The organism is Sphingopyxis sp. (genome assembly GCF_036261875.1).
In the GTDB taxonomy this organism is placed as follows: Bacteria; Pseudomonadota; Alphaproteobacteria; order Sphingomonadales; family Sphingomonadaceae; genus Sphingopyxis.
In genome coordinates, this window is the sequence record NZ_DATAJZ010000034.1 from 24,551 (window position 1) to 48,770 (window position 24,220).

The window sequence follows — 24,220 nt, forward strand, 5'->3', positions numbered from 1 at the left end:
ATATCGATCAGCGCGTCATCATCTTCCGGAACAGCGATGTCTCCGCTTGCCAGTCGATCCGCACGCGCCGGTGCACGAAGCGCCAGCCCTCGGCCGTGCGTAGGAGACGGTCGTCATAGGTGCCGCTGTGATCGGGTCCGAAATCGCTGTGGACGGTGAAATAGCTGCGCGCAGTCGCGCGGTCGCCGTCGACCGCGATTAGCGGATTGGTGATATGGTGGCGTACGAAGGTCAACCGCGGATCGCGCGTTCCGGACGAGAGCGCCGCGGCGATCGCGGCCGGGCCGATGGGTGCGTTGCCGGTAAATTCGAGCACGCCGTCCGCGGTGAAGCAGGCGGCGAGATCGGCAACGCGGCCGCGGTCGCCATTATAGGTATAGCGCGCGAGCAGATCGCGGATCGCATCGCGGTCGGCGGCCAGATTCGCCTTTGGGTCAGCCATTGTAGTGCAGTTCCAGTCCGGGCTCGTCCCAGCGCAGCTTTGCGAGCCGCCCCGTGGTCGAAAGCGTGACATAGGCGTCGCGCCGGTCGGTGCCGCCGAAGGCGATGTTGGTGACATAGCGCTCGCCGGGGATGTCGCGCTTGCTCATCCGTCCGTCGGGCGTGATCGTTGTGATACCGCCCGCATAGAGCGTCGCGACGCAGATATTGCCGGCCGCCGTCACGGCGAGGCTGTCGAAGCCCACGGGGCCTGGCGCGGTCGCAACCCATTCGGGCTTTTGGGATTCGACCTTGCGCTCATAGCGCCACAGCCGCGCCTGATGGGTGTCGGCAACATGGACATGGTGACCGTCCGGCGACAGGCCAACGCCATTATACGAGACGGCGTGGCGGTTGATCGCCGTGATCGCCGATCCGTTCGGCAGCGCGCTGAACAGGCCGCTTGCGGTGCGGATGCCGTCGTGGCTCTTGCCGAGGTCGGTGAACCACATCCGGCCGTCGGCATCGAAGACGATGTCGTTCGGCGCCTCGAGTGCTATGCCGTCGCAGCTATCGTAGAGCCGCTCGACTTTCCCGCTCCCCAGGTCGACGCGCTCGATGCGGCCCTCGTGCCCGGCGCCGCGCGCGTTCTGGAAGTTGACGAGATCGAGTCCGCCGTTGTTGCACACGTAAAGGGCGCCGTCGGGGCCGATCGCGGCGCCGTTCGGGCCGCCGCCGATCTGGCTCACCGTCTCCGTCCGGCCGTTCCAGCAGCGGGTGATGCGCCCGCCCGCTAGCTCGACGACGATCACCGATCCGTCGGCCATCACGACTGGTCCTTCGGGAAAGGCGAGGCCTTCGGCGACAATCTCCATGGGTGCGCATCCTGTATAACCTAGTTAGTGATGTCTTGACATGCACGGGGGTTGCGCGCAACCTTTTCGGACGGGAGAGAAAATTGTCGGTTTCAGCGCATCACATTGTGGCGACGCCGCCACCATTCGACGCACCGCCCTATCCGGCGGACATTTTTGCAGGGCAGGTCGTACTCGTCACGGGAGGCGGTTCGGGCATGGGGCTCGCGATGGCGAAGGCCTTTGCCCAGGGCGGCGCGAAGGTTGCGGTAATGGGGCGCAGCCTCGAACGCGCGCGGGACGGCGCGGCGGAGATTGCGGCGCTGGGAGTGCCCGTCCACGCGATGAGCTGCGACGTGCGCCTTCCCGAAGCGGTCGCCGCTGCGTTTGACGAGGCCGAGGAGGCGCTTGGGCCGGTGGGCCTGCTCGCGAACAATGCGGGCGCCAATTTTCCGGTGCTGGCGGAGAATATCTCGGCCAATGCATGGGCCGCGGTGACGCGGATCGCGATCGACGGCACCTTCCTTTGCTCGGCCGAATTTGCCCGCCGCCGCATCGCGCGGGGGGAAGGCGGGGCGATCGTCGTCAACAGCGCGCAATATATCTGGACAGGCTTTCCCGGCGACGCGCACAGCGCCGCCGCCAAGACCGCGCAGGCGACGATGACGAAGAAGCTGGCGGCCGACTGGGCACCCCACGGTATTCGCGTCAACGCTGTCGCGGCGGGCTTCTTTCCGCACGCGGATTCGGTTTCGGGCCGCCGCGACGAGGGGATCGAGCCCCTGCAGGGGATGATCCCTGCCGGGCGCACCGGCAGCATATGGGAATTCGGCTGGCTCTCGGCGATGACCTGCACGCCGTTGTTCGGCGGCATGACCGGACAGGTGATCGTGCAGGACGGTGGTGAGAGCCTGCGCCGCTCGCTTATCATGCCCGATTTCATCCCGCCGCGCGAACGCGCCGATGGGCCGTGGGGCTGGCAATGAGCGGTTGGCTGACCGGCAAGCGCGCGTGCATCGAGGGCGACAGTCCGGCGATCCGCGCGGCGCTCGAAGCCGCGGGCGCAGACTTGGTCGACGGTGGCGATCGCGACATCTGGGTGCATGTCGCGCCGCCCCCGGCGGTCAAGGCGGCGCACGAAATCACGCACGCCGAATGGCGTGCCAGTCTCGATACCGGACTCGACCGCCGCTTCCTCGGCGCAAAGGATTTTGCCGAACAATGCCGCGTGCGGGGACGGGGCGGCGCGATACTCTTCGTCGGCGCGCCCGAACAGGCGCTCGGGACCGATCAGGCGGCAGCGGCGGGTGCGCTCGGCAATCTTACGAAGACGCTCGGTGTCGAATGGGCTCGCGACGGGGTCCGCGTGAACAGCATATTGACCCGCGACACCGGCGATACGCTCGGCCATCTCGCCGCCTATCTGGTGAGCGACTATGCCGCCTATGTGACCGGCGCGGTGGTGGGCATTGCGCTCGATGACTGACCGCGCCCGCCTCGACGGGCAGGCGGCCTTCGTCACCGGCGGCGGGGGCGGCATCGGCCGCGCGATCGCGCTGCGCTTCGCCGAAGCGGGCGCCGATGTCGCAATCTTCGACATTTTCCCTGAGCGCGCCGAAGAGGCGGCGGCGCGCATCGCCGAGCAGGGCGTTCGCGCGCTGCCGATCGCCGGCGACGTGATGGACTTGGATGCGCTGCGCGCCGCGATCGACCGCGCCGCGGCCGAATATGGCCGCCTCGACATCCTCGTCAACAATGCCGGCGGCGTCTCGGCGCGACCTTTCCTCGAACAGAGCGAGCGCAGCATGCGCAAGCACGTCGATATCAATCTGATGTCGATGCTGGTCGCGACGCAGGCGGCGGCGAGGCATATGGTCGCGGGCAAGCGCGGGGGGGCGATCGTCAATGTCGCGAGCATCGAGGCGAGCCGCGCCGCGCCCAATTTCGCAGTCTATGCCGCGTGCAAGGCCGGAATGCTCAGCTTCACCCGATCGATGGCGGTCGAGCTCTCCGAACATGGCATCCGCGTCAACTGCATCGCCCCCGACCACACGGTGACGCCCGGCAATCAGGGCAATCGCGCGGGCCGGGTCGATCCGGCGACCTGGAAACGGCGCAGCGCGGAGGAAATCGACGCGATGAACCGGCTGATCCCGCTGGGGCGCGAAGGCGTGGACATGGAGTGCGGCGACGCTGCGGTCTTCCTGTCGAGCGCGCTGGCGAGCTATATCACCGGCGTGCTGCTGCCGGTCGACGGCGGAACCTGGGCCTCTTCGGGCTGGGTGCGCGGACGCGACGGGCGGTGGACCTTGAACGAAGGCCTGTCCTTCGGCCCTTCCTGACGTGCGGCGTTGCGGGGGTCCGGCAAAGGCCCTAAAGGCTGGAAAGGCCAAGTCGAAACCGGGTTCGGGGCAGGGGCAGGAATGAAGATGGAAAATCACAGCGCGCGCATCCGGGTTCCCAAGACCTCGGAGCTTGTCGCGGACCAGATTCGCGCGCAGATCGTCCGCGGCGAGCTCAAGGAAGGCGACACGCTGCCTCCCGAAGGTGCGCTGCTCGTCACGCTCGGCGTCTCGCGGCCTACCTTGCGCGAGGCGTTTCGCATCCTCGAGGCCGAGAATCTGATCAGCGTCGTCCGCGGCTCGCGCAGCGGGGCGCGGGTCCATCAGCCGTCGACCGACCTCGTATCGCGTTACGCGGGCTATGTACTTGAATCGCAGGGAACGACGATCGCCGATCTCTATGCCGCGCGGCTTGCGATCGAACCCACGGTGGTGCGCTGGCTCGCGACAGTGAAGGGCAATACGCCGTGGATGCCGCAGCTCAAGGAAGCGCTCGCCGATCTCGATGAAATGCTGAAGTCGGGCCACTACGACGAGTTCATCGACAATATCTCGCATTTCCATCAGGCGCTGGTCGAAGCGAGCGGCAACAAGACGCTGAGTTTCCTCAACCGGATGCTGCTCAATCTCGGTCGCAATCACCAGAATGACTATCAGCGGCGCCACCCCCGTTCGACCGAGGACCGGGTCAAAAGCTTCCGTGCCGGTTTCAAATCCTACGACAAGCTGATCAAGCTGATCGAGGCGGGCGATGTCGAGGGTGCTGTCGCGCATTGGCGTCTGCACCTGCGCAATGCCAACGAGACCTGGGCGACGCGCGGCGAAGGCGAACGGATCGTCGACTCGCTGCGGTCCTGAAAGGCTTCGCGCCGCCGCGACCCCTCAATTGCGCATGATGAAGCCGCCGTCGACGTTGAGCGCCTGACCCGTGATCCAGTCGCCCGCGGGAGAGCAGAGCAGCAGCAGCGCCCCGACGAGATCCTGCGGTTCGCCGCGTGGCTGTTTCACCACCCGTGCCATCGCTGCCTGGACGAACGGGCTTTCCTCCGGCGTCAGCGCCTTGCCCGCATCCGACATGGTCATCCCGGGTGCGATGGCGTTGACGTTGACGTTCATCCGGCCGAGTTCGGTCGCGAGGGTTGTCGTCAGCCCGAGCAGCGCTACCTTGCTGATGCCATAGGGGGTCTGCGCCGGGAATCCGCCGGCCGAAAGCTGGTTGACGATCTTGCCGCCGCCGCGCGCCTGGAATAGTGGCACCGCGGCTTTCGCGCAGATGAGCGCGCCGGTCAGATTGACGCGCATCAGCTTTTCGAAATCGGCGAGCGGCGTCTGGATCAGTGGCGTTCCGACGGCTTCGACCATCAGCGCCGCGTTGTTGACGAGGATGTCGAGCCCGCCGAAGGCCTGGACCGCCGCGTCCATCATGGCCGCCACCGACGCTTCGTCGGCGATGTCGACCTGTTGCGCGACGGCTTTGCCGCCCGCCGCGTCGATCTCGGCCGCGACGCGTTCGGCACCGTCCTTGTTGAGGTCGGCGACGACAACGCTGGCCCCGGCATTGGCGAGACCGACGGCATAGGCACGCCCGATGCTGTTGCCGCGCCCGCCCGCGCCGGTGACGATGGCGACCTTGCCGTCGAGACGGAACTGCTCGTTCGTGAAATCGGTCATTGTCTGCCTCCTCATTTCGGAAAGATCGGGGCGCCGACGCCGACAGTGACGGTCTTGTAGTGCAGGAATTCGTCGATCCCGGCCTTGCCGCCTTCCTTGCCGAAGCCCGAGATGCCGACCCCGCCGAAGGGCGTGTGCGGGTTGATCTGGAAGCCGCCGTTCACATAAACGCCGCCGGCATTGAGGCGCTCCGACAGGCGATGCACGCGCTGGATGTCGTTCGACTGGATATAGGCGGCGAGGCCATATTCGCTGTTGTTGGCGATCGCGACGGCTTCGTCCTCGTCATGGAACTTCATCACGACCACCGCCGGTCCGAAAATCTCGACCTGACTGATCTCGTGATCGGGGTCGGCGTCGACGATCAGGGTCGGTTCGATGAAATTGCCGTCGGCAAGGCTGCCACCGCAGCGCCCGCCGCCGAGTTCGAACGTCGCGGCGCCATCGGCTTTCGCGCGCTCGAACATGCCGAGGATGCGATCGACCGCGGCCTTGTTGATCACGGGACCGACTGCGACGGTCGGGTCCATCGGGTCGCCGACCTTGAACTGGCCGATGATTGCCTTCAGCCGCGCGACGAAATCGTCATAGACGTCGGCATGGACGAGCTGGCGCGTGGGAAGCGCGCAGCCCTGTCCCGACAGGCAGCCGACGGTCCAGAAGACCGCGCGCTCGGCCGCGGCCTGCAGGTCGCAGTCGGGAAAGACGAGACTCGCCGACTTGCCGCCGAGTTCCATCACGCTCGGCTTGATCTCCTCGGCGCAGGCGGCGAGAATCTTGCGTGCGGTGATCGGGCCGCCGGTGAAGCTGATCTTGCGGATTTTCTTGCTGCGCACGATCGCTTCGCCGCATTCGGCGTTGCCCGGCAGGATCGACAGCACCCCGTCGGGCACACCGGCTTCCTTGCAGAGCTGCGCGAAGAGTTCGGGCGCGAAGGGGGTGATCTCCGCGGGTTTGCAGATGACGCAATTGCCTGCGGCGAGTGCCGCGCACACCTTCATGCCGAGCGAGATCAGCGGTCCGTTCCAGGTGATGATGATCCCGACGATGCCGATCGGCTCGGGCACCGAATAGGAAAATTCGCCGCGCGTGTCGAAGCTGCTCAGGAGTTCGCCGGTCAGCTTGTCGCACCAGCCGGCATAGTAGCGGGTCCAGCCCACCGCGGTATCGACGCCGCGTTCGCCGACCCTCAGCGTCGTGCCGCCGTCGAGCGCCGCCATCTCGGCGAGCCTCCGCTTGTTGGCTTCGAGCAGGTCGGCGAGCCGGTTGAGGATGTCGCGGCGTGCCTCGGGTGGGGTCCGCCGCCACGCGTCGCGCACGGCCTCGGCCTTGGCGACCGCTTCCTCGACTTCCTTCGCCCCGGCAAGGGGAATGTCCGCCTGGACGGTCTGGCTGACCGGATGGAGATGCGGATGGGTTCCGCCGCTTCCGGCGGGGCGCTGTTCGTGCCCCAGATGCAGATGAACCGTCGGTGCCGTGCTGGCCATATTCTGTCTCCCGGATACTGTCAGGCGTTCCACGCCAGATGAAGATTTTCGAGCGCCATGACGCTGCCGCCGCGGCAGCTCTCGTCGCCCTTCGTGACTTGGTGGAAATGGCCGATGCGGCCGAACCAGGCGCGATAGAAGATGATCAGCTCCATCCGCGCGAGATGGAGGCCGAGGCAGGTGTGAATGCCTGACCCGAAGGCGGCGTGGCGGTAGAATTGCCGTTCGATCGAAACCGTCTCGGGGTCGGGATTCAGCGTTTCGTCCCATCCCACGAGCGGGAGCGGCGCGAGAATGCAATCGCCGGCCCTGAGCCGGGCGCCCTCAAGCTCGACATCCTCGACGACATAGCGCGGCGTCGCGACGAAGGCGTAGCGGCGGAGCAATTCCTCGACGAGATTGGGGATGGTGTCGGGATCGTCGATGGCGCGCTGGCGTAGTGCCTCGTCATGCGCGAGGTGGCGCATCCCGAAGCTCATCGCGTTGGTCACCGTATCGAGCCCGGCGAGGAACATCAGGAAGCCGATCGACATCAATTCCTCGAAATTCATCGGGCGGCCATCGATCTCGCTAGCGATGATCTTCGAGATCATGTCGTCGCGCGGTTCGGCCATGCGCGCCTGAATCAGCTGCGCGAGGTGGCCGATGATCTGCTGGGCCAGCGCATTGCGTTCCTCGGGCGTGGCGCGCGCGTTGAAGAAGCTCACCACCAGGTGGCGGAGCTCGTCGAACTTCTCCATCGGAAAGCCGAACAGCTCCATGAACACGGCGACCGGCAGGCGCGAGGCGAGCGACGATACGAATTCGCACGCGCCCGCCGCCTCGATCTCGTCCAGCAACTGGTCGGTCCACTCGACGACGCGCGCTTCCAGCGGCGCGATCGCCTTCGATTCGAAGAAGGGACGCAGCATCTGCCGGTACGGCCGGTGCTCGGGCGGATCGAGCATCTCGGGGATCATCTTCGGTTGGTTCGGATTGGGCGGGATCGAGAGATAGCGGCTCGAAAATATCTCGGGATGGCGCACGACGTGCTGGACCGAAGAGCCGGTGTTGCAAACCCAATGGCCACCATGCGCGCTGGTCCAGAAAACCGGCGGTGCGGTTTCCTTCAATTCCCAATAGCGCGCGTGACAGTCGGCGAGCACGCCGGGGTCGGTGATATAGTCGAATTCATGGATCGGCCAACGTGCAGGCGCCTGCGACTCGGTCATCTGTCTCTCCCGTTGACGCAAGTAAACGATCGTTTACATATCAAGTCAACTAGGGAGCGATGATGGCAATGACGATTTCCGATGCGCGCGCGCGCGATGCCGACCGCACCCGACAGGCGATCCTTCATGCCGCGCAGCAGATTTTCGCCGAAAAGGGCTTTGCCGAGGCGGGCATTCGCGACATCACCGCGCGGGCAGGGGTCAACCAGTCGCTCGTCAGCCGCTATTTCGGCGGCAAGCTCAAGCTGTTCGAGGCCGCGCTCGAAGCCGCGCTCGACGCGCGCCTGATGACCGATCTGCCCAAGCAGGATTTCGGCAAACAGATCGTCGCCCGCTTTACCGATGAAACCGGTCGTACCAGTCCCCTGCCGCTGATGTTCGCGGCTGCTGCGGACAGCGAGGCGCGCGCGGTCGCCGAGCGCCTGTTGCGCGACCGGGTGTTCGAGCCGCTGACGCAATGGTTCGACGGCGAGGCGGCGCATGTGAAGGCCGCGCGCTTCATGATGGTGTCGATCGGCTTCTTCACGTACCGTGACCAATTGCGGCTCGCCGAATTCGCGGGAAGCGTCGACCCCGCGCTGCGCCGCTGGCTCGAAGCGGAATTTCAGGCGATCGTCGACGACTGACATGGGCTCAGGCTGCGAGCAGCGCGTCGGGTCGCGCCGGTGCCACGAAGCCGAGCAGATGCGCGCGTTTCAGGCAAAGGTGCGGGGCAGCTTCGTCGGTCATGCCGATGCCGCCGTGAATCTGGATATTGGCGCGGCCGTTGTCGAGCGCCGCCTGATCGGCGAGCCGCTTCGCCGCGGCGACATGAAAGGCGGCCTCGTCCCCCGCATCAAGCGCGCAAGCGGCATAATAGAGCTGGGAGCGGGCGACCGCGCAGCGCACCGCCATGTCGGCGCACAGATGCTTGATCGCCTGGAACCAGCCGATCGGCCGTTCGAATTGCTCGCGCATTTTCGCATAATCCGCCGCCATGTCGCGCGCCGCGTCGGCGCAACCCACGGCAAAAGCGGCGGCGAGCAACTGGAGATGGAGCGCCGCGCGCGGATCGTCGATCCGGTCGATCGAGGATGGCGGCACGGTGCGAGCCACGTGCGTCGAGAGGTCGAGCGACGGTGCCGATCGCACATCGCCGATCGCGAAATGCCCCGCCGTATCGCCGAACAGGCCGAGCGCCCGCGCGGCGCCGTTGCTGTCGAACAGCCGCACGAAGCCGTCGGCGGGTAGCGCCAGCGCGGTCTTTCCCGCAAACCCGACCCAGCGTGCCGCGACGGCGCTCGGCAGCAAGGCGAGGGGAGCGAGGAAGCGGCCGAGTTCGGCGAAGACCAGTGCTTCGCTCGCATGGTCGAGATCCATTCCGGGCGCGGTCATGCCGGCCCAGCCCATCGTATCCAGTTGCATCCACAGGTCGGGCGCGCGGGCGCGCGCGCCTTCGAGCGGCATATTGTCGCGGCACCAGTCGGCGGTGACGGTCCGCAGCGCGATCTGGTCGTCGTTCGGGGTCAGGTCCATCCGATCACCTCGATTTAGGCAGGCCGAGCAGCCGCTCGCCGATGATGTCGCGCTGGATCTGCGCGCTGCCGCCGGCAATCGTCGCCGCGAACCCCCGCAGATAATCCTGCACCGCGTTGTCGTCGCCGTACTGGAAATCCAGCATGTCGGCGCCCTTCAGCAGCACCGTCATGCGTTCGAGCCGCTGGCCGAGTTCGGAGGTGAACAGGCGGATGACCGACGCCTCGGGGCCGGGCTGGCCGGTGCGCACGACCTCGGAAATATTGCGATAGGTCATCGCCCGCACCGCCGCGACCTCGGCGCGCATCTGCGCCAGTTGATCCGCGATCCGATCGTCTCTGATCATCCCGTTTGCGCGCGCCGCGGCAATCAGTTCCCTGATCTCCTGACTCTGCTTGACCTGATCGGCGATGAAGCCGGTGCCACGCTCGAAGCTCAGGGTCGACATCGCGACCTTCCAGCCGTTGCCGAGCCCGCCGACGACATTGGCGAGAGGGACGCGGACATCATCGTAGAAGACTTCGGCGAATTCGGTCTGCCCCGACATCTTGCGGATCGGCCGAACGGTGATGCCGGGCGTATGCATGCCGCAGATGACCCAGCTCAGCCCCCTATGTCGCCGCGATCCTTCCTCGGTGCGCAGTACCAGTTCCTGCCAGTCAGCGACGTGGGCGAAGCTGGTCCAGATCTTCGATCCGTTGATGACGATCACGTCGCCGTCGATCCGCCCGCGCGTCTTGATTCCGGCAAGGTCCGATCCCGCGCCTGGTTCCGAAAAGCCTTGGCACCAGATCGCCTCGCCCTTCAGGATACGCGGCAGGTGATACGCCTTCTGTTCCTCGCTCGCATTGAGGATCAGCGTCGGGCCGCCATGGTTGATGCCGACGAAATTGGCGCCGATCCACGGCGCGTGCGCCTTCGCATATTCCTCGAGCCAGACGACCTGCTGGACGATCGACAGCCCGCGCCCGCCATAGGCTGCCGGCCAGTTGATCCCCGCCCATCCGGCATCGAACAATCGGCGCTGCCATGCCTTGTCGAAGTCGATCGCATCGGCGGCGTCGAGCGGCCGCTTCTCGGCCGGAACATTGGCGTGCAGCCACTCGCGGCACTCCTCGCGAAAGCGCGTCTCCTCGGGAGAAAAGCCGATATCCATCAGCCCGGCTTCCGCGCGGCCGCGATCGGCTCGCCCTTCTTGCGCATCGCGGGATCGAAACCGGCGTTGCGCATCAGTTCGTGGCCGAGCCCGGTGGACAGCGCCATGCCGTCGGTCTCATAGACCAACCGCTTGTTCTCGGCATTGCTGTGGCGGCTGTTGCCGAGGATCAGCGCCGCGAGTTCGGCGACCTTCGCGTCAAGTTCGTCGTCGGGCACGCAAGCGTTGGCGAGCCCCATCGCCGCCGCTTCCGCGCCGCTATAGGGCCGGCAGGTCAGCATCATCTCCAGCGCCTTCGCTTGTCCGACGCGGCGCGGCAGGCGCTGCGACATGCCCCAGCCGGGAACCAGCCCCCATTTGCCGTGGGTATCGGCAAAGCGCGCGCTTTCCCCGCAGACGATGAAATCGGCCGACAGCGCGAATTCGAGGCCGCCGGTGTAGCAACTGCCGCGCACCTTCGCGATCACCGGCTGGCGCAGCTTCGTCAGCGTTTCGAGGATCAGCATCTCTTGCCTGAGCCAGCCGAGCGCGTCGGCGTGCGGCGGCGATTTGAGATCGTGGCCGGCACAGAAATGCGCGCCCGCGCCGGTGATGACGACCAGCCCGATCGCATCGTCGGTTTCGATCGCACGAACATGGTCGCGAAATTGGCGGAACAGGTCGCGGTTGACCGCATTGCGCTTGTCGGGGCGGTTGAGCGTCAGCGTCGCGATGCCATCGGCATCGGCGCGGAGGATGAGGGGCTCCCCGTTCATGCCCGGTCCCCTCGCGTCCTGGCGATCGCGGCCTTGGCGCTGCCGCTTTCGACGGCGCGCCTGCCGAACTGTTCGCGGATCGGCACGAACTCGGGCATCACGAGGCTGCGGCGCAGCCAGTTGGCGGCATCGACGACGAGCGTGTGACCACTGATATAGGCGGCATAGGGCGAACAGAGGAAGGTCGCCGCCCAGCCGAGCTCGCGCACCTCGCCGACGCGCATTCCGGGGATCGTATTGTCGCCGCGCTCGCCCTCGCGGTGGCGCGTCATGTGGCCGGGCATATCCTCGTGCGGGAAGCGCCCCGGCGCGATGCAGTTGACGCGGATGCCGTCGGGCGCCCATTCGACCGCGAGGCTCTGGGTGAGGTTTGTGACCCCCGCCTTCGCTGCCGCCGAATGCGACGTGCCGGGACCGCCGGTCCAGCTATAGGTCGCGCCGATGTTGAGGATCGCGCCGGGCTTTCCCGCCGCGAGCCGCCGCAGTGCGAATTCGCGGCTGCAATTATATGTCCCGTTCAGCACGATATCGACGACGGTGCGAAAGCCGTTCGGCGTCATTTCTTCCGCGGGAGCGGGGAAATTGCCCGCGGCATTGTTGATCAGAACATCGACCGGGCCGAGCTTCACCTCGATCTCGTCGAAGGCGCGCGCGATGGCTGCGGGATCGCGCACGTCACAGGCGACCGCGATCGCTTCCGCGCCGGCGTCGCGCATCGCGGCAACGCCGGCCTCAAGATGATCGGGCTTGCGGCTGAGGATCGCGATCTTCGCGCCGAGCCGCGCGAACTCGACCGCCATGCCCTTGCCGAGCCCCGTACCGCCGCCGGTCACGGCGACGACCTGGCCGTCATAGGTTCCGTCGGGCAGCGCTTTCGCGCCGGGCGGGGGCGGAGCGGGAAGGGCCATCCTATTTCCCCTTGTAGCTGGGCGCACGCTTTTCGCGGTGTGCGGCGCGCGCTTCCTGATAATCCTCGGTCTTGAAGAGGTAGGATTGCGCGTACAGCTCGGCGCGGGTGCCGGTGCGGATCGTCGGACCGTGCATCAGATTCACCATCTCCTTTGCCATGGCGAGGTTGATCGGCGGCCTGGCGGCGATGTCGCGGGCGATCTCCAGCGCGCGATCGTCGAGTTCCTCCCGCGCGACGACGAAATCGACCGCGCCCCATTCGAGCGCGGTCGGCGCGTCGATCGGACGGCCGGTCATCACCATATATTTCGTCCGCGACGGGCCGATCAGCGCCGTCATCATCTGCGTGCCGCCGGTATCGGGCAGCACGCCATAAAGAATTTCGGGCAACGCCAGCTTCAGCGTCGTGTCGCTGACGCGAATATCGGCGGCCAGCGCGAGTTCGCAGCCGCCGCCGATCGCGCCGCCTTTCAGCGCCGCGATGATCGGCTTGGTCGATTCCTGCATCCGAAGGCGGCCTTCCTGATGCCGCCGCACGAAGTGGAAATCGCTTTCGTCGCGCGCGCGGTGGCCGAGCACATTGGTGTCGCGCCCCGAACAGAAGCTCTTGCCCGCCGCGCGGATCAGGATCGCGCTGCTCTCGCTTTCTTCCAGCGCTTCGCCCAGGCGCCGCTGGAACAAGGCCGACATGGCATCGTCCATCGCATTATGCCGACCGGGCCGGTTCAGCGTCAGGATGCGCAGCGCGCCTTCGCGTTCGCTCAGGACCAATTCGGTCATCGTCCGCTCCCACTTGATTTTCGACGGGACTTGCACGAGTTATATAACTAAGTCAATTATGTCGAGCAGGCAGGGAGGCAGGAAATCATGGAGCTGGCCGGAAAGACCGCCTTGGTTACGGGCGGATCGCGGGGCATCGGTGCCGCGATCGCGCGGCGGCTGGCGCTGTCGGGCGCCCATGTCGCGGTGAATTATGCCGGCAACCGCGCCGCCGCCGAGGCGTTGGTGGCGGAAATCGCGGCGGCGGGCGGCAGCGGCTTTGCCGTGCAGGCGGATGTTTCGACGCTCGCCGGGATCGAGGCGCTCTTCGCGGCCTGCGACGCTGCGTTCGGCGGCGCGCCCAATCTCGACATATTGATCAACAATGCCGGGATCGGCCGCGGCGGGCGCGACGGGACGCTGAAAGGCGCGTCGGAGGACTTGTTCGACGAACTGATGGCGGTCAATGTGAAGGGGCCGCATTTCGTCACGCAGGCCGCGCTGCCGCGGCTGCGCGACCATGGCCGCATCGTCAATATCGGGTCGATGTCGGGCAAGGTCGGCCAGCCCTTCGCCGCCGGCTATGCGATGACCAAGCGCGCGATCCAAAGCCTGACCTTCTCGACCGCGCTTGCGGTCGCGAAGCGGCAGATCACCTGCAACTGCATTGCCCCCGGCGCGGTGGCAACCGAGTTCATCGCCGCATTGCGCGCGCAGCCGGGTTGGGACGAGGCGACCGCAAAGCATACCCCGATGGGCCGCATCGGCGAACCGGAGGATATCGCCGGGGCGGTGATGATGCTGGTCGGCGACGACGCGCGCTGGGTCACGGGGCAGGTGATCGAGGCGAGTGGCGGGCTCGCGCTCTGATGGCGCTGATGACCGAAAAGCTTCGCGCGATCATGGCGCTCGATCCCGACCGGACCGAGATCGATTTCGAGGGGCGCGATTACAGCTGGCGCGAAATCGCAAAGACTGTCCGCGCGATCGAGGCGGCGCTCGCCGATATGGGGCTGCCCGAGGATGCGCGCGTCGGCGTCATGCTGCGCAATCGGCCGGGCCATGTCGCGGCGATCGTCGCAGTGCTGTCGACCGACCGCTGCCTCGTGACCCTCAATCCGATCCTGCCCGATGGGAGATTATTCGCCGACGTCGACGGGCTGGGGCTGCCGGCCGTGATCGCTGACGCAACCGACCTTGCACGGCCGGGCCTGTCCGATGCGCTGCGCCGCGCCGGATCGGCGGTGATCGAGATCGGCCCGCGGCTGGAGGGGGTCCGCGTGGTCGAGGCGTCGGTGCGCGCTTCGATGCGGACCTCTCCCGGCGTCGCGATCGAGATGTTGACCAGTGGCACCACGGGCGCGCCGAAGCGCGTACCGCTCAGCCGCGAATCCTTCGACGCGAGCTTTCGCGGTTTCACCAAATATGAGCGCGGGCGCAGCTTCGACGATCCGCCGAAGCTCAATTCGGGCTGCACGATGATCGTCAATCCGCTGACGCATATCGGCGGCATCTATGGTTGCATCGGTGCACTTGCGGCGGGGCGCAAGATCGCGCTGCTCGAGAAGTTCTCGGTCGAGGCGTGGGTGTCGGCGGTCAGGCGCAACCGTCCCGCGGTCGCGCCCGCGGTGCCTTCGGCCGTGCGGATGCTGCTCGACGCCGATGTCGATCCCGCCGATCTCAAGAGCTTGCGCGCACTGATTTCGGGGACGGCGCCGCTGCCGCCCGAACTGGTCGATGCTTTCCTCGACAAATATGGCATTCCCATCTGCTCCAACTATGGCGCGACCGAGTTCGCCGGGGCGATCGCCGGCTGGACCATCGACGATTTCCGCGCGCATTGGAGCAAAAAGCGCGGCGCTGCGGGGCGCGTGCACTCCGACATCGAGGCGCGCATCGTCGACCTCGAAAGCGGCGCGATCCTGCCGCCGGGCGAGGAAGGGTTGCTCGAAATCAAGGGCAAGCAACTCGGCAACGCCATGCAATGGCTGCGTACCACCGACCGTGCGATCCTCGACGACGACCGTTTCCTCTTCATCCGTGGCCGTGCCGACAATGCGATCATCCGCGGCGGTTTCAAGGTCCATCCCGACGATATCGTCCGGGTTCTGGGCGACCACCCCGCCGTTCGCGAGGCGGCGGTGGTCGGCGTGCCCGACCCGCGATTGGGCGCAGTCCCGGCCGCCGCGATCATCGCGAAGGAAGGCGCTGTCGCGCCGTCGCCGGACGAGATCAAGGCGTGGCTGAGGGAACGATTGATCGCCTATCAGGTGCCGGTCCATATTCGCATCGTTCCCGATTTTCCGCGTACCCCGTCGATGAAACCCTCGATGCCGGGGCTCGAGGCGCTGTTCGCCGACGACCGGTTCTAGGGTCAGGACCCATTAATTCCCCGTTCCAGTCCCTTGACGGCCATGGCTTCCTCCTGCACATTAGATATAACACTAGGTTATATAAGTTAGGGAGCCTGGAGCCCCGCGGACATGGGAGCGGAGAATGTCTGAAAGCTTTGCCGGAAAGTCGGTGATCGTGACGGGGGGCGGCCGCGGCGTCGGGCGCGGGATCGCCAAGGCCTTCGCCGCGGCTGACGCGAAGGTGATGCTCGGCGCCCGCACGCTGTCCTATGCCGAGTCGGTTCAGGCGGAGATCGAGGCTGAAGCCGGAGTGGCTGCTTGTTTCGCCGCCGACATTGCGCGCCATGCCGATTGCCGCGCACTGGTCGAAGCAACGGCGAAGGCGTTCGGCGGCGTCGACATCATCGTCCATGCCGCGGCGGACATTCCGCACGGCGGCCTCGGCCATGTCGACGACGAGCGGCTGGAGGCGGGCTTCGCCAGCATCGCCAAGGCGGCGTGGTGGCTGCTCGACGCGGCACGGCCCCATCTCGCCAAGGCGAAGGACGGCGGGCGCTTCATCGCGATCGGGTCGATCAACGGCACCTTCAACGTCGTTCCCAACATGACCGCATATGGCATGGCGAAGGCTGCGCTCGACGCCTTCGTCCGCGCGGCGGCGGGCGACGTGGTGGGTGATGGGATCACGGTCAACGCCGTCAATCCGGGGCTGGTCGCGAGCGACCGTGCCAGGGCTGTGCTCGGCGATGACGGGCTCGCCGCCTATGGCGCGACGGTGCCGGTCGGCCGGGCCGGGACGCCCGAGGACATCGCCCACGCCTGCCTGTTCCTCGCTTCGGCGCGCTCCGATTATATCACCGGCACCACGATCAAGATGGATGGGGGCTCGACCGTCGCCGCCCCGGCGGAGCGGAGTGCGATCCTTCAGGAAAAGCTGAAGGCGCAGCAGGGAAAGGCGATCTGATGGATCTTGGCATCAGGGACAAGGTCGCGCTCGTCTTCGGCGGATCGAAGGGCATCGGGCTGGGCTGTGCGCACGAGTTCGCGCGCGAAGGCTGCCCGACCGTCATCGCCGCGCGCACGCAGGCGACCATCGATATCGCCGTGGCCGAGGTGCGGGAAGCTGGCGGGCAGGCGATCGGCATTTCCGCCGATTGCACGACGAAAGACGGCATCGCCAATGCGGTGCAGGCGGCTGCGGAGGCTTTCGGTTCGCCGGACATATTGATCTTCAATGTCGATTCGGGCCCGAAAGGCGCATTTCTCGAAGTCGATGACGAAACATTCGCCGCGGCAAATAACAACAATGTCATGGCGTTCCGCTGGGCCGTGCAGGCGGTCGTGCCGCATATGCGGACGCGGGGTTGGGGGCGCATTCTGACTATCGGCACCAATTCGGTAAAGGCGCCGCATCGCAAATTGCAGCGCGCGGCGCAGAATACCTATCGCGTCGGCGCGCTGGCGCTGTCGAAGACGCTATCGGCCGAATTGGGGCCGTTCGGCATCACGGTAAATACGCTCGGCACCGGTGCCATCGCGACGCCGCAGTTCAGGGAGGTCTTCACGAAGATCGCCGAGGCGCAGGGCCAGAGCTATGAGGAGCATGTCGCCGGGCGGGTGAGCCAATGGCCGATCCGCCGCATGGGCACGCCCGAGGACATGGCGGCGGCCGCGGCTTTCCTCTGCTCCGATCGCGCCGGCTTCATCACGGGACAGGTGCTCGTGGTCGACGGCGGCAATCTCGAAGTTTTGCAATGACCGGAAAACAAGGAAAGATCAGCCTATGAAACTCGACAGCAATATTGCGGCGGTGGTGACCGGCGGTGCCTCGGGCCTCGGCCGCGCCAGCGCCGAAGCGCTCGCGGCGGAAGGCGTCAAGGTGACGATCTTCGACCTCAACGAAGACGGCGGCAAGGCCGTGGCCGATGCGATCGGCGGCCAATTCTGCAAGGTCGACATCACCAGCGAGGACAGCGTCGTCGCCGGCTTCGAGGCCGCGCGAGCCGCCCATGGGCAGGAACGGATTCTCGTCCATTGCGCCCAGGTGTCGAAGGGCGGCAAGACCGTCCGCTACGACAAGACGAGCGGCAGCTATGTCCGCTATTCGACCGAGGATTATGCTTTTTCGGCGCAGGGCATATTGATCGCGAGCTATCGTTTGGCCTCGCTTTCGGCGCTCGGCATGGCGAATGCCGAATCGCTGAACGACGATGGCGAGCGCGGTGCGATCGTGCTGACCGCATCGGCGGCGGCGCAGGATGCGCAGATCGGGCAGGTCGGCTACGGCTCGCTCAAGGCCGGGGTCAATGGCCTTGTCCTGCCGCTGGCGCGCGACCTGATGGACCTTGGCATTCGCGTCAACTCGATCATGCCGGGTATCTTCGCGACGCCGCCGATGCTCGCGGTCAAGGACAAGGCGCCCGCGGTGTTCGAAGGCCTTGCTGCCTCGGTTCCCTTCCCCAAGCGGCTTGGCAAGCCCGAAGAGTTCGGCAGCCTGGTGCTCGAGTTGGCGCGCAACGGCTATTTCAACGGCCAGACTCTGCGGCTGGACGGCGCCATCCGCATGCCGCCGAAATAGGTTCGCGCCTTGGACGCCCCCCAGATATTTCCCTTCGCCCGTCAGTCGGCTGGCCCCGCGCCGCTGCGGCGGCCCGGATCGATCCGGCGCACGACCAGCATCGATTCGGACTGGCCCGACGGTTTCGGCCAGCCGTGGGTCATGACCGGCCGGGCGCGCGATCTGCTCACCGGTTTCGACGGCGAGCCGGTCGAACTGGGGCGGGGGGGCTTTCGCATCCTTGCCTCGCCGCTGCGGGAGATATTGGAGATCGCGGTCGACCCCGATCACCCGCGCGTTCCTGAGCTGGTGGGAGTGCGCGCAGGCGGGGCGAGCCGCCATGCGCTGGCCGAAACTCTGGGCGATCTTCGCGGGATGCCGACCTTTCAGCTTCTCGACGACTTTGCCGGCGCCAGCCTTGTCGCAGGCTGGATCTGGTCGCGCTGGACGCCCGACTGGCACGAGCGCATCCGGGCGAGCCGGGCGCAATCGACGGCGGGCAACAAGGGGCGGATGGTCAATATCTGCACTGGCTTCACCGAAGGCGCGAGTTCGCTTGCCGCCGACGGCAGCGTCGATCACGCCGACCAGTCGGCCACCGAGGTCGGTCCACTCGTCAATCCGCTCGATCCGATCGGCTGGCACGAGATGCCGGAGCAGGCGGGGAGGCCGATGGCGCGGCGGGCGCGGCGCATCGACATATGGCGCGCCGAGGGCCTGCTGAAGGTCGACGCCGGATTTCAGGACAGCGGTCCCAACCCGCAAGGCACGCGAACCGCGATCCACGAATATCGGGTCTATGCCGAGATCGACGAGGCCAGCGAAACTCTGGTGTCGTTGCAGGCGCTGCCGCTCATCCTGCCGTTCCGCGAATGTCCGGGCGCTTCGATGAAGGCGGCGCGGATGGTTGGAGAGCCGGTGGGGCAGCTTCGCCAGGCGGTGCTCGACCGGCTGGCGGGAACCCTGGGATGCACGCATCTCAACGACGTGCTGCGCGCGCTGGCCGATGTGCCGCGACTCGCGCGGATGTTGCCGGGCGAGCCGGGCGTGGAGGAATGCGTTCTGCGGTAAAAATCAGCTAAGCACTTGTCTATCTTGTTCCACTTAGTTATATAACTCGGGAAGCGAGCACATCAGCAGTCTCGCAGGGAGGATGTTGGCCATGAATTTCAAGCAGAAGGGCGATTCGATGCGGATGCTGGCGGCGGTTTCGCTGGCAGCAATGGCTTTTTCGTCGACCTCGGCCTTTGCCCAGGCGGCTCCGGCGGACGAAGCGAAATATGATGGTGACGCAATCGTCGTCACGGGCATCACCAAGCAGGATGCGAATATCCAGGACACCCCGATCGCGATCACCGCCTTCAGCGGGCAGAAGCTCACCGAACAGGGCATTTCGAAAGTCGACGAGATCGCGACCTTCACCCCCGGCTTCAACATTCGCGGCGCCGGCAACAACCCGACCGCGGTCAACTTCTCGATGCGTGGGCAGATTCAGGTCGATAATATCGCGACGCTCGAACCCTCGGTCGGTACCTATCTCGACGAAATCTATATCGCGCGCGCCTATGGTCTCAACACCGAACTCGTCGATGTCGAGAGCGTTCAGGTGCTGAAGGGGCCGCAGGGCACGCTGTTCGGTCGCAACACGTCGGCCGGCGCGATTCTGATCCAGACCGCCAATCCCCGCTATGGCGAATATTCGGGCAAGCTCAGCGCGACCTACGGCCGCTTCGACGAGCGCACTGGTCAGGCTGTGCTCAACCTCGGCTTCACCGATAACCTCGCGTTGCGCGGCGCTCTCTATTATCAGAAGCGCGATGGCTTCCGGACCGACGTCAACACCGGAACCAAATATGAGGGGCGCGAGACGATCAACGGCCGCGTCAAGCTCGGCTGGCGTCCTGCGGACAATCTCGAGGTGATCCTGTCGGGCGAATGGTACGACACCGATATCGACGGTCCGGCGCGCGCCAATCTCTTTTTCAACGCCCCCGCGGCGTTCGGACCTGCCAAGGCGTTCGTCGACGGACAAGCCGCTGCGGACCGCGCGGCATTCGACGGCAATGAGAATCGCGTTGCGATCACCCCGCCCAGCGCCGTCGTCGGCGCCGATTCGCGCGGCGTCTTTACCAAGGCGAAGACGCAGACCTATTCGGCCAAGTTCATCCTCGATACGAGCTTCGGCCAGATCCGCTGGATCAACGGCTATCGCGGCGTTCAGAGCCGCAACCTGGTCGATCTGGACGGGTCGAGCGTCGTCGCGCACTTCACCGAAGGTCGTCAGGACCTCAAGCAATATTCGTCCGAGCTGCAGGCCACCGGCACCGGTTTCGACGATCGGCTGAACTTCGCCGCAGGCCTGACCTATTTCCGCGAAACCGGCTATGACCAGTCGCGTTCGAACCTGTTCAACGGCAAGTTCACCGCCGGCCCGACGGTTCCCCCCGAATATGTCGGCCATACCCTGTGGTCGAATTTCGAGGGCAATCTCGATAACGACAGCTTCGGCATGTACGGCCAGCTCAACTATGCGCTGACCGACTCGCTGCGGGTCACCGGCGGCCTGCGCTATTCGATCGACGACCGGCGCGTCGTCACGCAGACGGGCGACGTGGTCGACAATACCGACGTCTTCGCCCGCTGTACTCCCGCGACGGTGCCTGCGCCGACGTCGTGCGATCGCGAACGGCATAAGACCTTCACCAACCTCTCCTATACGGCAGGCATCGATTACGACATCACCCCCGACATCCTTTTCTATGCCAAGCACAGCAAGGGTTATCGTTCGGGCGCGATGCAGCTTCGCACGGTGACGCTGGAGGATTCGATCCCGTCAGACCCCGAGATCGTCTATGAACAGGAGATCGGTTTCAAGACCAGCTTCCTCGACGGGCGCGGCAAGTTCAATATCGCGGGCTATCACAACGTCGTGAAGGGCGCGCAGCGCAGCCCGGTCCTTGCGCCGAACGGCGTCAGCCAGACGGTGATCGAAAATGCCGACACGCGTACCTGGGGCGTCGAGGTCGATACCTCGTTCGAGGTGGTCGACGGCGTCACGCTCTTCGCATCGGGCGCGCTGACCGATCCCAAATATACCCGTTACGAAGGCAAGGCACTCGACGGCGTGCCGCCCAATCAGTCGATCGTCACGGTCGACAAGAGCGACTATCTGCTCACCGGCATCGTCAAGAAGCAATTCGCGGTCGGCGCCAATCTGAAGCAGGATCTCGGCGGCGTCGGCCTCGATGCCAGTGTCACCTACGCCTGGCAGGGCAAGATGCCGCAGATCGACATCCCGGTGAACATGTTCACCTCGACGGCGCCCGGCGGGCTCGGCCTGACGCAGGCACAGGCCGACCAGCTTGCCGCTGTCGCCCAGTCGGGGTCGCTCGGTCTTCTCAACGCGCGGGTCGCGCTCAGCTTCGGGCCGGAAAAGAATTTCGAACTCGCGCTGTGGGGCAAGAACCTCACCAACGACCAGGAACAGCAATATACGTTGTTGCTCAGCAACATCTATGTCGGCACCTCCTATAACGAACCACGCAGCTATGGCGTGACCGCCAGCTATAAATTCTAGGGACCATAGGGCGCTCCACGGAGCAACTGGGGGAGGGGCGGCCTGGCCGCGCCTCCCCTTATTTTTTGCGGAAGGGCGATCATGTCTTCAGATGCTTCGGGCCGTCGCGGCCTGACCCTCGGGCTGCTCGTGATCGTCGCGATCCTGAGCTATGTCGACCGCCAGGTCTTCACGCTGTTTCAGGATGATATCAAGGTCGAGCTCGGGCTCGACGATGCCCAACTCGGCCTGCTCACGGGAATGGCGTTCGCAGCCTTCTACGCGCTCGCGGCCTTCCCGATCGCCCGCTATGCCGATCGCGGCGACCGGCGGCTGGTGATCGCGGTCTGCGTTTCGATCTGGAGTGCGGCGACCGCACTCTCGGCCTTCGCGCATAATTTCTGGCAGATGCTGCTGGCGCGCATCGGGCTTGCCGCGGCGGAGGCCGGGGCGGGGCCCGCCGGGATGTCGCTGCTCACTGAGATATTCCCGAAGGACAGGCGCACGACGGTAATCTCGATCCTGCTCGCTGCCAATGCCGTGGGCCTGTCGGGCGGGCTCGCGATCGCGGGCTGGCTTTCGCAATGGTATGGCTGGCGCACCGTCTTCCTGATCGTCGGCCTGCCGGGGGTCGTGATCGGGCTACTGGTCTATCTGCTCGCCGCCGAGCCGCGCCGCCGCGGCCTCGCCCAGCCGGCGCCGAACAGCCAGTCGAGCATGGAAGCGGTGCTGCGGACGATGGCATCGAATCCGTCGCTGCGCTGGGTCGCGCTGCTGCTCTGCATGGTCCCGGTGACCGGCTTCGCTTTCATCCTGTGGGGCGCCTCCTTTTTTCAGCGCGTCCACGCGATGGACAAGACCGAGACCGGATTCTGGCTCGGCGGCGCGATGGCGGCGGGGCTGGTGATCGGCAATCTCGTCGCGGGCTGGGTCAGCGATCATTACGGCAAGGCTAACCCGCGCTTCAACGGCTGGTTCGCCGGGATCGGCCTGCTGATCTCCTTTCCCTTCGGGCTCGGTTTCGCCCTTTCGGGCAACGCCTATGTCGCGCTGGCCTGCTTCGTCGTCGTCAAGTTCATGATGACGCTGCATCTCGGGCCGATCATCGCGCTGTGCTTCGCGCAGGTGCCCGAACAGATGCGGGCGATGATGTCGGCGACGATCAACATGTTCATCGGTCTCGCGGGTGTGGGCCTCGGCGGTACGGTCGCGGGCTTCCTCAGCCGCCATTTCACGCCCGACTACGGCACGCTGTCGCTTCAGCCCGCGCTCGCGGTGCTCAGCGTCTGCCTGCTCGTCGGCGGGATCGCCGCGATCATGGCCGGGCGGACGGCGCGCCCGCTGGAGATATAAAAATCCCCCCGCGAACGGGAGGCGAGGGAGGGATGGCATATTTCGGCTTCCTCCCCGATCGGAGAGGAAGCCGAAGAGAATGGGTCAGGCCGCGGCCTTCGCGCTCGTCTGCACAGCGGGCTCGATCCCGAACAGCCGCGCGGCATTGAGACCCAGGATATTGCGCCGCACCTCTTCGCTAACCGTCATCCCGTCGAACAGCTCGTCGATGATGCGGCGGCTGATCGGAAAAGTGCCCTCGGCATGGGGATAGTCGGACCCCCACATCACATTCTGCGCGCCGGGAAGGCCCGCCGCCGCCGATGCGATGCAGCCACGGTCGTGCTGGAAGCTCGCCCAGACCTGATCGTCTATGATCCGGCTCGGCGAACGGCTGAGTTTCGGAAAGACGAAGTTTGCGTGCGCGACCGAGACCTCGTCCATGCGCTCGGCGAGCGCGACGAGCCAGCTCGCGCCGCTTTCGATGAAGGCGACCTTCGCGCCCGGATTGCGGTCGAGCACGCCGCCCGCGACCAGATGCATGGCGCTGTGCTGCGCGTCGTTCATCTGGTTGGTGTAGTTGATGATGCCCGCGCCGGGGCCACGCTCGACGATCACGGTTTCGAGGCCGGTTCCGGTGTGCATGACGAAGACGATACCGAGCGACGCGGCGCGCGCGAAGACGGAATCCCAGGCTTCGTTGTTGTATTTCGGCAGGTTGGGCGGCGAGACGGCCGGCAGCATCGCCGCCGTGAAGCCCTTCGATGCCAGATAGTCGAGCTCGGCCAGCGTGTTCGAGAAGTCGAGCACGGGCAGCATGCCGCAGCGCACGAAGCGGTTGCGGTGACCGCCGAGGAAGCTGTCGTTCCAGTCGTTGTAGAGCCGCGCCGAGGCCGCTTCGGCGTCGGCATTGTCGAGGCAATAGAGCCACAGGCCCAGTGACGGGAAACAGATTTCGGCGTCGATGCCTTCGAGTTCCATATCCTCCAGGCGGCCGGGAATCTCGCGGATGCCCTTGCGCTGCGCATCGCCCAGCTCCTTCTCGCGATGCTGGCCGACCCGCAGGCGATAGATGATCTTATCCTTGGTACCGGTGATCAGATATTCGCCCTCCTTGCGCGCATGGATGGCGTGATCCTTGAGCGATGCAGGCAGCCCTTCGAGGAAGATGTCCGCGGGCTCCATGATGTGGCTGTCGGCGCTGAATACGAAGGGTTTCATGGCAGTCTCCTTTCGACTCGGACTCTGGTTTTGAGCATTAAACAACTACCTAGTTATATAAGTCAAGCGCATGTTTTTATGGATTGAAGCGAATAATGGCGATAAAAAGATATCTGATTTA

The 24,220-nt window shown here is 65.6% G+C and carries 24 protein-coding genes; 13 read left to right on the forward strand and 11 right to left on the reverse strand.

Annotated features, from left to right (window positions below):
• Nucleotides 1-7: 7 nt before the first annotated feature.
• Both VHO04_RS14815 and VHO04_RS14820 read right to left on the reverse strand, forming a co-directional pair.
• Nucleotides 8-442: a nuclear transport factor 2 family protein gene (locus VHO04_RS14815; RefSeq protein WP_329629009.1), complete on the reverse strand. Its 435-nt coding sequence runs from the start codon at nucleotides 440-442 to the stop codon at nucleotides 8-10.
• Nucleotides 435-1,295 carry an SMP-30/gluconolactonase/LRE family protein gene (locus VHO04_RS14820; RefSeq protein WP_329629010.1) on the reverse strand — a complete coding sequence of 287 codons (861 nt, stop codon included), beginning with the start codon at nucleotides 1,293-1,295 and terminating at the stop codon, nucleotides 435-437. The genes VHO04_RS14815 and VHO04_RS14820 overlap by 8 nt, the downstream gene beginning before the upstream one ends.
• A gap of 83 nt (nucleotides 1,296-1,378) precedes the next feature.
• On the opposite strand from VHO04_RS14820, the gene VHO04_RS14825 reads away from it, so the two are divergent.
• The 4 genes from VHO04_RS14825 (at nucleotide 1,379) to VHO04_RS14840 (ending at nucleotide 4,474) form a co-directional block, all read left to right on the forward strand.
• Nucleotides 1,379-2,260, forward strand: a complete 882-nt coding sequence (locus VHO04_RS14825; protein WP_329629011.1) for an SDR family oxidoreductase — start codon at nucleotides 1,379-1,381, stop codon at nucleotides 2,258-2,260.
• Nucleotides 2,257-2,760: an SDR family oxidoreductase gene (locus VHO04_RS14830; RefSeq protein ID WP_329629012.1), complete on the forward strand. Its 504-nt coding sequence runs from the start codon at nucleotides 2,257-2,259 to the stop codon at nucleotides 2,758-2,760. Before VHO04_RS14825 ends, VHO04_RS14830 begins: the two co-directional genes overlap by 4 nt.
• The gene (locus VHO04_RS14835) at nucleotides 2,753-3,616 is read left to right on the forward strand and encodes a glucose 1-dehydrogenase (protein WP_329629013.1); all 864 of its coding nucleotides are present in this window, start codon (nucleotides 2,753-2,755) and stop codon (nucleotides 3,614-3,616) included. The genes VHO04_RS14830 and VHO04_RS14835 overlap by 8 nt, the downstream gene beginning before the upstream one ends.
• Nucleotides 3,617-3,703: 87 nt before the next feature.
• Nucleotides 3,704-4,474, forward strand: coding sequence for a FadR/GntR family transcriptional regulator (locus tag VHO04_RS14840; RefSeq protein ID WP_329629014.1), 771 nt, complete (start codon nucleotides 3,704-3,706; stop codon nucleotides 4,472-4,474).
• 24 nt (nucleotides 4,475-4,498) lie between these two features.
• On the opposite strand, the gene VHO04_RS14845 is transcribed toward VHO04_RS14840, so the two are convergent.
• From VHO04_RS14845 to VHO04_RS14855, 3 genes are read right to left on the reverse strand one after another with little or no spacing between them, the layout of a single operon-like run.
• Nucleotides 4,499-5,287, reverse strand: coding sequence for an SDR family oxidoreductase (locus VHO04_RS14845; RefSeq protein ID WP_329629015.1), 789 nt, complete (start codon nucleotides 5,285-5,287; stop codon nucleotides 4,499-4,501).
• Between the two features lie 11 nt (nucleotides 5,288-5,298).
• A complete protein-coding gene (locus VHO04_RS14850; protein WP_329629016.1) occupies nucleotides 5,299-6,774 on the reverse strand; it encodes an aldehyde dehydrogenase family protein in 1,476 nt (491 codons plus the stop codon).
• 20 nt (nucleotides 6,775-6,794) lie between these two features.
• Nucleotides 6,795-7,985, reverse strand: coding sequence for a cytochrome P450 (locus VHO04_RS14855; RefSeq protein ID WP_329629017.1), 1,191 nt, complete (start codon nucleotides 7,983-7,985; stop codon nucleotides 6,795-6,797).
• Between the two features lie 68 nt (nucleotides 7,986-8,053).
• Here VHO04_RS14855 and VHO04_RS14860 point away from each other — a divergent pair, with 68 nt between their 5' ends.
• A complete protein-coding gene (locus VHO04_RS14860) occupies nucleotides 8,054-8,611 on the forward strand; it encodes a TetR family transcriptional regulator (RefSeq protein ID WP_329629018.1) in 558 nt (185 codons plus the stop codon).
• Nucleotides 8,612-8,618: 7 nt separating this feature from the next.
• Here VHO04_RS14860 and VHO04_RS14865 read toward each other — a convergent pair whose 3' ends face one another.
• From VHO04_RS14865 to VHO04_RS14885, 5 genes are read right to left on the reverse strand one after another with little or no spacing between them, the layout of a single operon-like run.
• Nucleotides 8,619-9,500, reverse strand: a complete 882-nt coding sequence (locus VHO04_RS14865) for an acyl-CoA dehydrogenase family protein (RefSeq protein WP_329629019.1) — start codon at nucleotides 9,498-9,500, stop codon at nucleotides 8,619-8,621.
• Between the two features lie 4 nt (nucleotides 9,501-9,504).
• Entirely contained in the window at nucleotides 9,505-10,656 is a 1,152-nt protein-coding gene (locus VHO04_RS14870) for an acyl-CoA dehydrogenase family protein (protein ID WP_329629020.1), read from the reverse strand.
• On the reverse strand, nucleotides 10,656-11,411 hold the full coding sequence (locus VHO04_RS14875) for an enoyl-CoA hydratase/isomerase family protein (protein WP_329629021.1): 756 nt from the start codon (nucleotides 11,409-11,411) through the stop codon (nucleotides 10,656-10,658). Before VHO04_RS14875 ends, VHO04_RS14870 begins: the two co-directional genes overlap by 1 nt.
• Nucleotides 11,408-12,319, reverse strand: coding sequence for an SDR family oxidoreductase (locus VHO04_RS14880; protein WP_329629022.1), 912 nt, complete (start codon nucleotides 12,317-12,319; stop codon nucleotides 11,408-11,410). The genes VHO04_RS14875 and VHO04_RS14880 overlap by 4 nt, the downstream gene beginning before the upstream one ends.
• A 1-nt stretch (nucleotide 12,320) precedes the next feature.
• Nucleotides 12,321-13,100, reverse strand: coding sequence for an enoyl-CoA hydratase/isomerase family protein (locus tag VHO04_RS14885; protein ID WP_329629023.1), 780 nt, complete (start codon nucleotides 13,098-13,100; stop codon nucleotides 12,321-12,323).
• Nucleotides 13,101-13,187: 87 nt separating this feature from the next.
• On the opposite strand from VHO04_RS14885, the gene VHO04_RS14890 reads away from it, so the two are divergent.
• The 8 genes from VHO04_RS14890 to VHO04_RS14925 all read left to right on the forward strand — a co-directional run bounded on the left by VHO04_RS14890 (nucleotide 13,188) and on the right by VHO04_RS14925 (nucleotide 22,899).
• Nucleotides 13,188-13,949 carry an SDR family NAD(P)-dependent oxidoreductase gene (locus VHO04_RS14890; RefSeq protein WP_329629024.1) on the forward strand — a complete coding sequence of 254 codons (762 nt, stop codon included), beginning with the start codon at nucleotides 13,188-13,190 and terminating at the stop codon, nucleotides 13,947-13,949.
• Nucleotides 13,950-13,957: 8 nt separating this feature from the next.
• On the forward strand, nucleotides 13,958-15,451 hold the full coding sequence (locus VHO04_RS14895) for a class I adenylate-forming enzyme family protein (protein ID WP_329629025.1): 1,494 nt from the start codon (nucleotides 13,958-13,960) through the stop codon (nucleotides 15,449-15,451).
• Between the two features lie 124 nt (nucleotides 15,452-15,575).
• Complete coding sequence (locus VHO04_RS14900; protein ID WP_329629026.1) at nucleotides 15,576-16,397, forward strand: SDR family NAD(P)-dependent oxidoreductase; 822 nt, start codon at nucleotides 15,576-15,578, stop codon at nucleotides 16,395-16,397.
• Nucleotides 16,397-17,191, forward strand: a complete 795-nt coding sequence (locus VHO04_RS14905; protein ID WP_329629027.1) for an SDR family oxidoreductase — start codon at nucleotides 16,397-16,399, stop codon at nucleotides 17,189-17,191. The genes VHO04_RS14900 and VHO04_RS14905 overlap by 1 nt, the downstream gene beginning before the upstream one ends.
• Before the next feature lie 25 nt (nucleotides 17,192-17,216).
• Complete coding sequence (locus VHO04_RS14910) at nucleotides 17,217-18,011, forward strand: SDR family oxidoreductase (RefSeq protein ID WP_329629028.1); 795 nt, start codon at nucleotides 17,217-17,219, stop codon at nucleotides 18,009-18,011.
• A gap of 9 nt (nucleotides 18,012-18,020) precedes the next feature.
• A complete protein-coding gene (locus VHO04_RS14915) occupies nucleotides 18,021-19,061 on the forward strand; it encodes a DUF2889 domain-containing protein (RefSeq protein ID WP_329629029.1) in 1,041 nt (346 codons plus the stop codon).
• 91 nt (nucleotides 19,062-19,152) lie between these two features.
• Nucleotides 19,153-21,567, forward strand: a complete 2,415-nt coding sequence (locus VHO04_RS14920) for a TonB-dependent receptor (protein ID WP_329629030.1) — start codon at nucleotides 19,153-19,155, stop codon at nucleotides 21,565-21,567.
• 81 nt (nucleotides 21,568-21,648) lie between these two features.
• On the forward strand, nucleotides 21,649-22,899 hold the full coding sequence (locus VHO04_RS14925; protein ID WP_329629031.1) for an MFS transporter: 1,251 nt from the start codon (nucleotides 21,649-21,651) through the stop codon (nucleotides 22,897-22,899).
• A gap of 84 nt (nucleotides 22,900-22,983) precedes the next feature.
• On the opposite strand, the gene VHO04_RS14930 is transcribed toward VHO04_RS14925, so the two are convergent.
• On the reverse strand, nucleotides 22,984-24,099 hold the full coding sequence (locus VHO04_RS14930) for an amidohydrolase family protein (RefSeq protein ID WP_329629032.1): 1,116 nt from the start codon (nucleotides 24,097-24,099) through the stop codon (nucleotides 22,984-22,986).
• Nucleotides 24,100-24,220 lie beyond the last annotated feature (121 nt).

Excerpts from the sequence above, each read along its gene's own strand:
- VHO04_RS14875 (WP_329629021.1), bottom strand. The coding sequence starts at position 11,411 with ATGAACGGGGAGCCCCTCATCCTCCGCGCCGATGCCGATGGCATCGCG.
- VHO04_RS14885 (WP_329629023.1), bottom strand. The coding sequence starts at position 13,100 with ATGACCGAATTGGTCCTGAGCGAACGCGAAGGCGCGCTGCGCATCCTG.
- VHO04_RS14865 (WP_329629019.1), bottom strand. The coding sequence starts at position 9,500 with ATGGACCTGACCCCGAACGACGACCAGATCGCGCTGCGGACCGTCACC.
- VHO04_RS14930 (WP_329629032.1), bottom strand. The coding sequence starts at position 24,099 with ATGAAACCCTTCGTATTCAGCGCCGACAGCCACATCATGGAGCCCGCG.
- VHO04_RS14840 (WP_329629014.1), top strand. The coding sequence starts at position 3,704 with ATGGAAAATCACAGCGCGCGCATCCGGGTTCCCAAGACCTCGGAGCTT.
- VHO04_RS14910 (WP_329629028.1), top strand. The coding sequence starts at position 17,217 with ATGAAACTCGACAGCAATATTGCGGCGGTGGTGACCGGCGGTGCCTCG.
- VHO04_RS14860 (WP_329629018.1), top strand. The coding sequence starts at position 8,054 with ATGACGATTTCCGATGCGCGCGCGCGCGATGCCGACCGCACCCGACAG.
- VHO04_RS14900 (WP_329629026.1), top strand. The coding sequence starts at position 15,576 with ATGTCTGAAAGCTTTGCCGGAAAGTCGGTGATCGTGACGGGGGGCGGC.
- VHO04_RS14920 (WP_329629030.1), top strand. The coding sequence starts at position 19,153 with ATGAATTTCAAGCAGAAGGGCGATTCGATGCGGATGCTGGCGGCGGTT.
- VHO04_RS14870 (WP_329629020.1), bottom strand. The coding sequence starts at position 10,656 with ATGGATATCGGCTTTTCTCCCGAGGAGACGCGCTTTCGCGAGGAGTGC.
- VHO04_RS14815 (WP_329629009.1), bottom strand. The coding sequence starts at position 442 with ATGGCTGACCCAAAGGCGAATCTGGCCGCCGACCGCGATGCGATCCGC.
- VHO04_RS14890 (WP_329629024.1), top strand. The coding sequence starts at position 13,188 with ATGGAGCTGGCCGGAAAGACCGCCTTGGTTACGGGCGGATCGCGGGGC.
- VHO04_RS14895 (WP_329629025.1), top strand. The coding sequence starts at position 13,958 with ATGACCGAAAAGCTTCGCGCGATCATGGCGCTCGATCCCGACCGGACC.
- VHO04_RS14855 (WP_329629017.1), bottom strand. The coding sequence starts at position 7,985 with ATGACCGAGTCGCAGGCGCCTGCACGTTGGCCGATCCATGAATTCGAC.
- VHO04_RS14835 (WP_329629013.1), top strand. The coding sequence starts at position 2,753 with ATGACTGACCGCGCCCGCCTCGACGGGCAGGCGGCCTTCGTCACCGGC.
- VHO04_RS14925 (WP_329629031.1), top strand. The coding sequence starts at position 21,649 with ATGTCTTCAGATGCTTCGGGCCGTCGCGGCCTGACCCTCGGGCTGCTC.
- VHO04_RS14820 (WP_329629010.1), bottom strand. The coding sequence starts at position 1,295 with ATGGAGATTGTCGCCGAAGGCCTCGCCTTTCCCGAAGGACCAGTCGTG.
- VHO04_RS14830 (WP_329629012.1), top strand. The coding sequence starts at position 2,257 with ATGAGCGGTTGGCTGACCGGCAAGCGCGCGTGCATCGAGGGCGACAGT.
- VHO04_RS14905 (WP_329629027.1), top strand. The coding sequence starts at position 16,397 with ATGGATCTTGGCATCAGGGACAAGGTCGCGCTCGTCTTCGGCGGATCG.
- VHO04_RS14845 (WP_329629015.1), bottom strand. The coding sequence starts at position 5,287 with ATGACCGATTTCACGAACGAGCAGTTCCGTCTCGACGGCAAGGTCGCC.
- VHO04_RS14850 (WP_329629016.1), bottom strand. The coding sequence starts at position 6,774 with ATGGCCAGCACGGCACCGACGGTTCATCTGCATCTGGGGCACGAACAG.
- VHO04_RS14880 (WP_329629022.1), bottom strand. The coding sequence starts at position 12,319 with ATGGCCCTTCCCGCTCCGCCCCCGCCCGGCGCGAAAGCGCTGCCCGAC.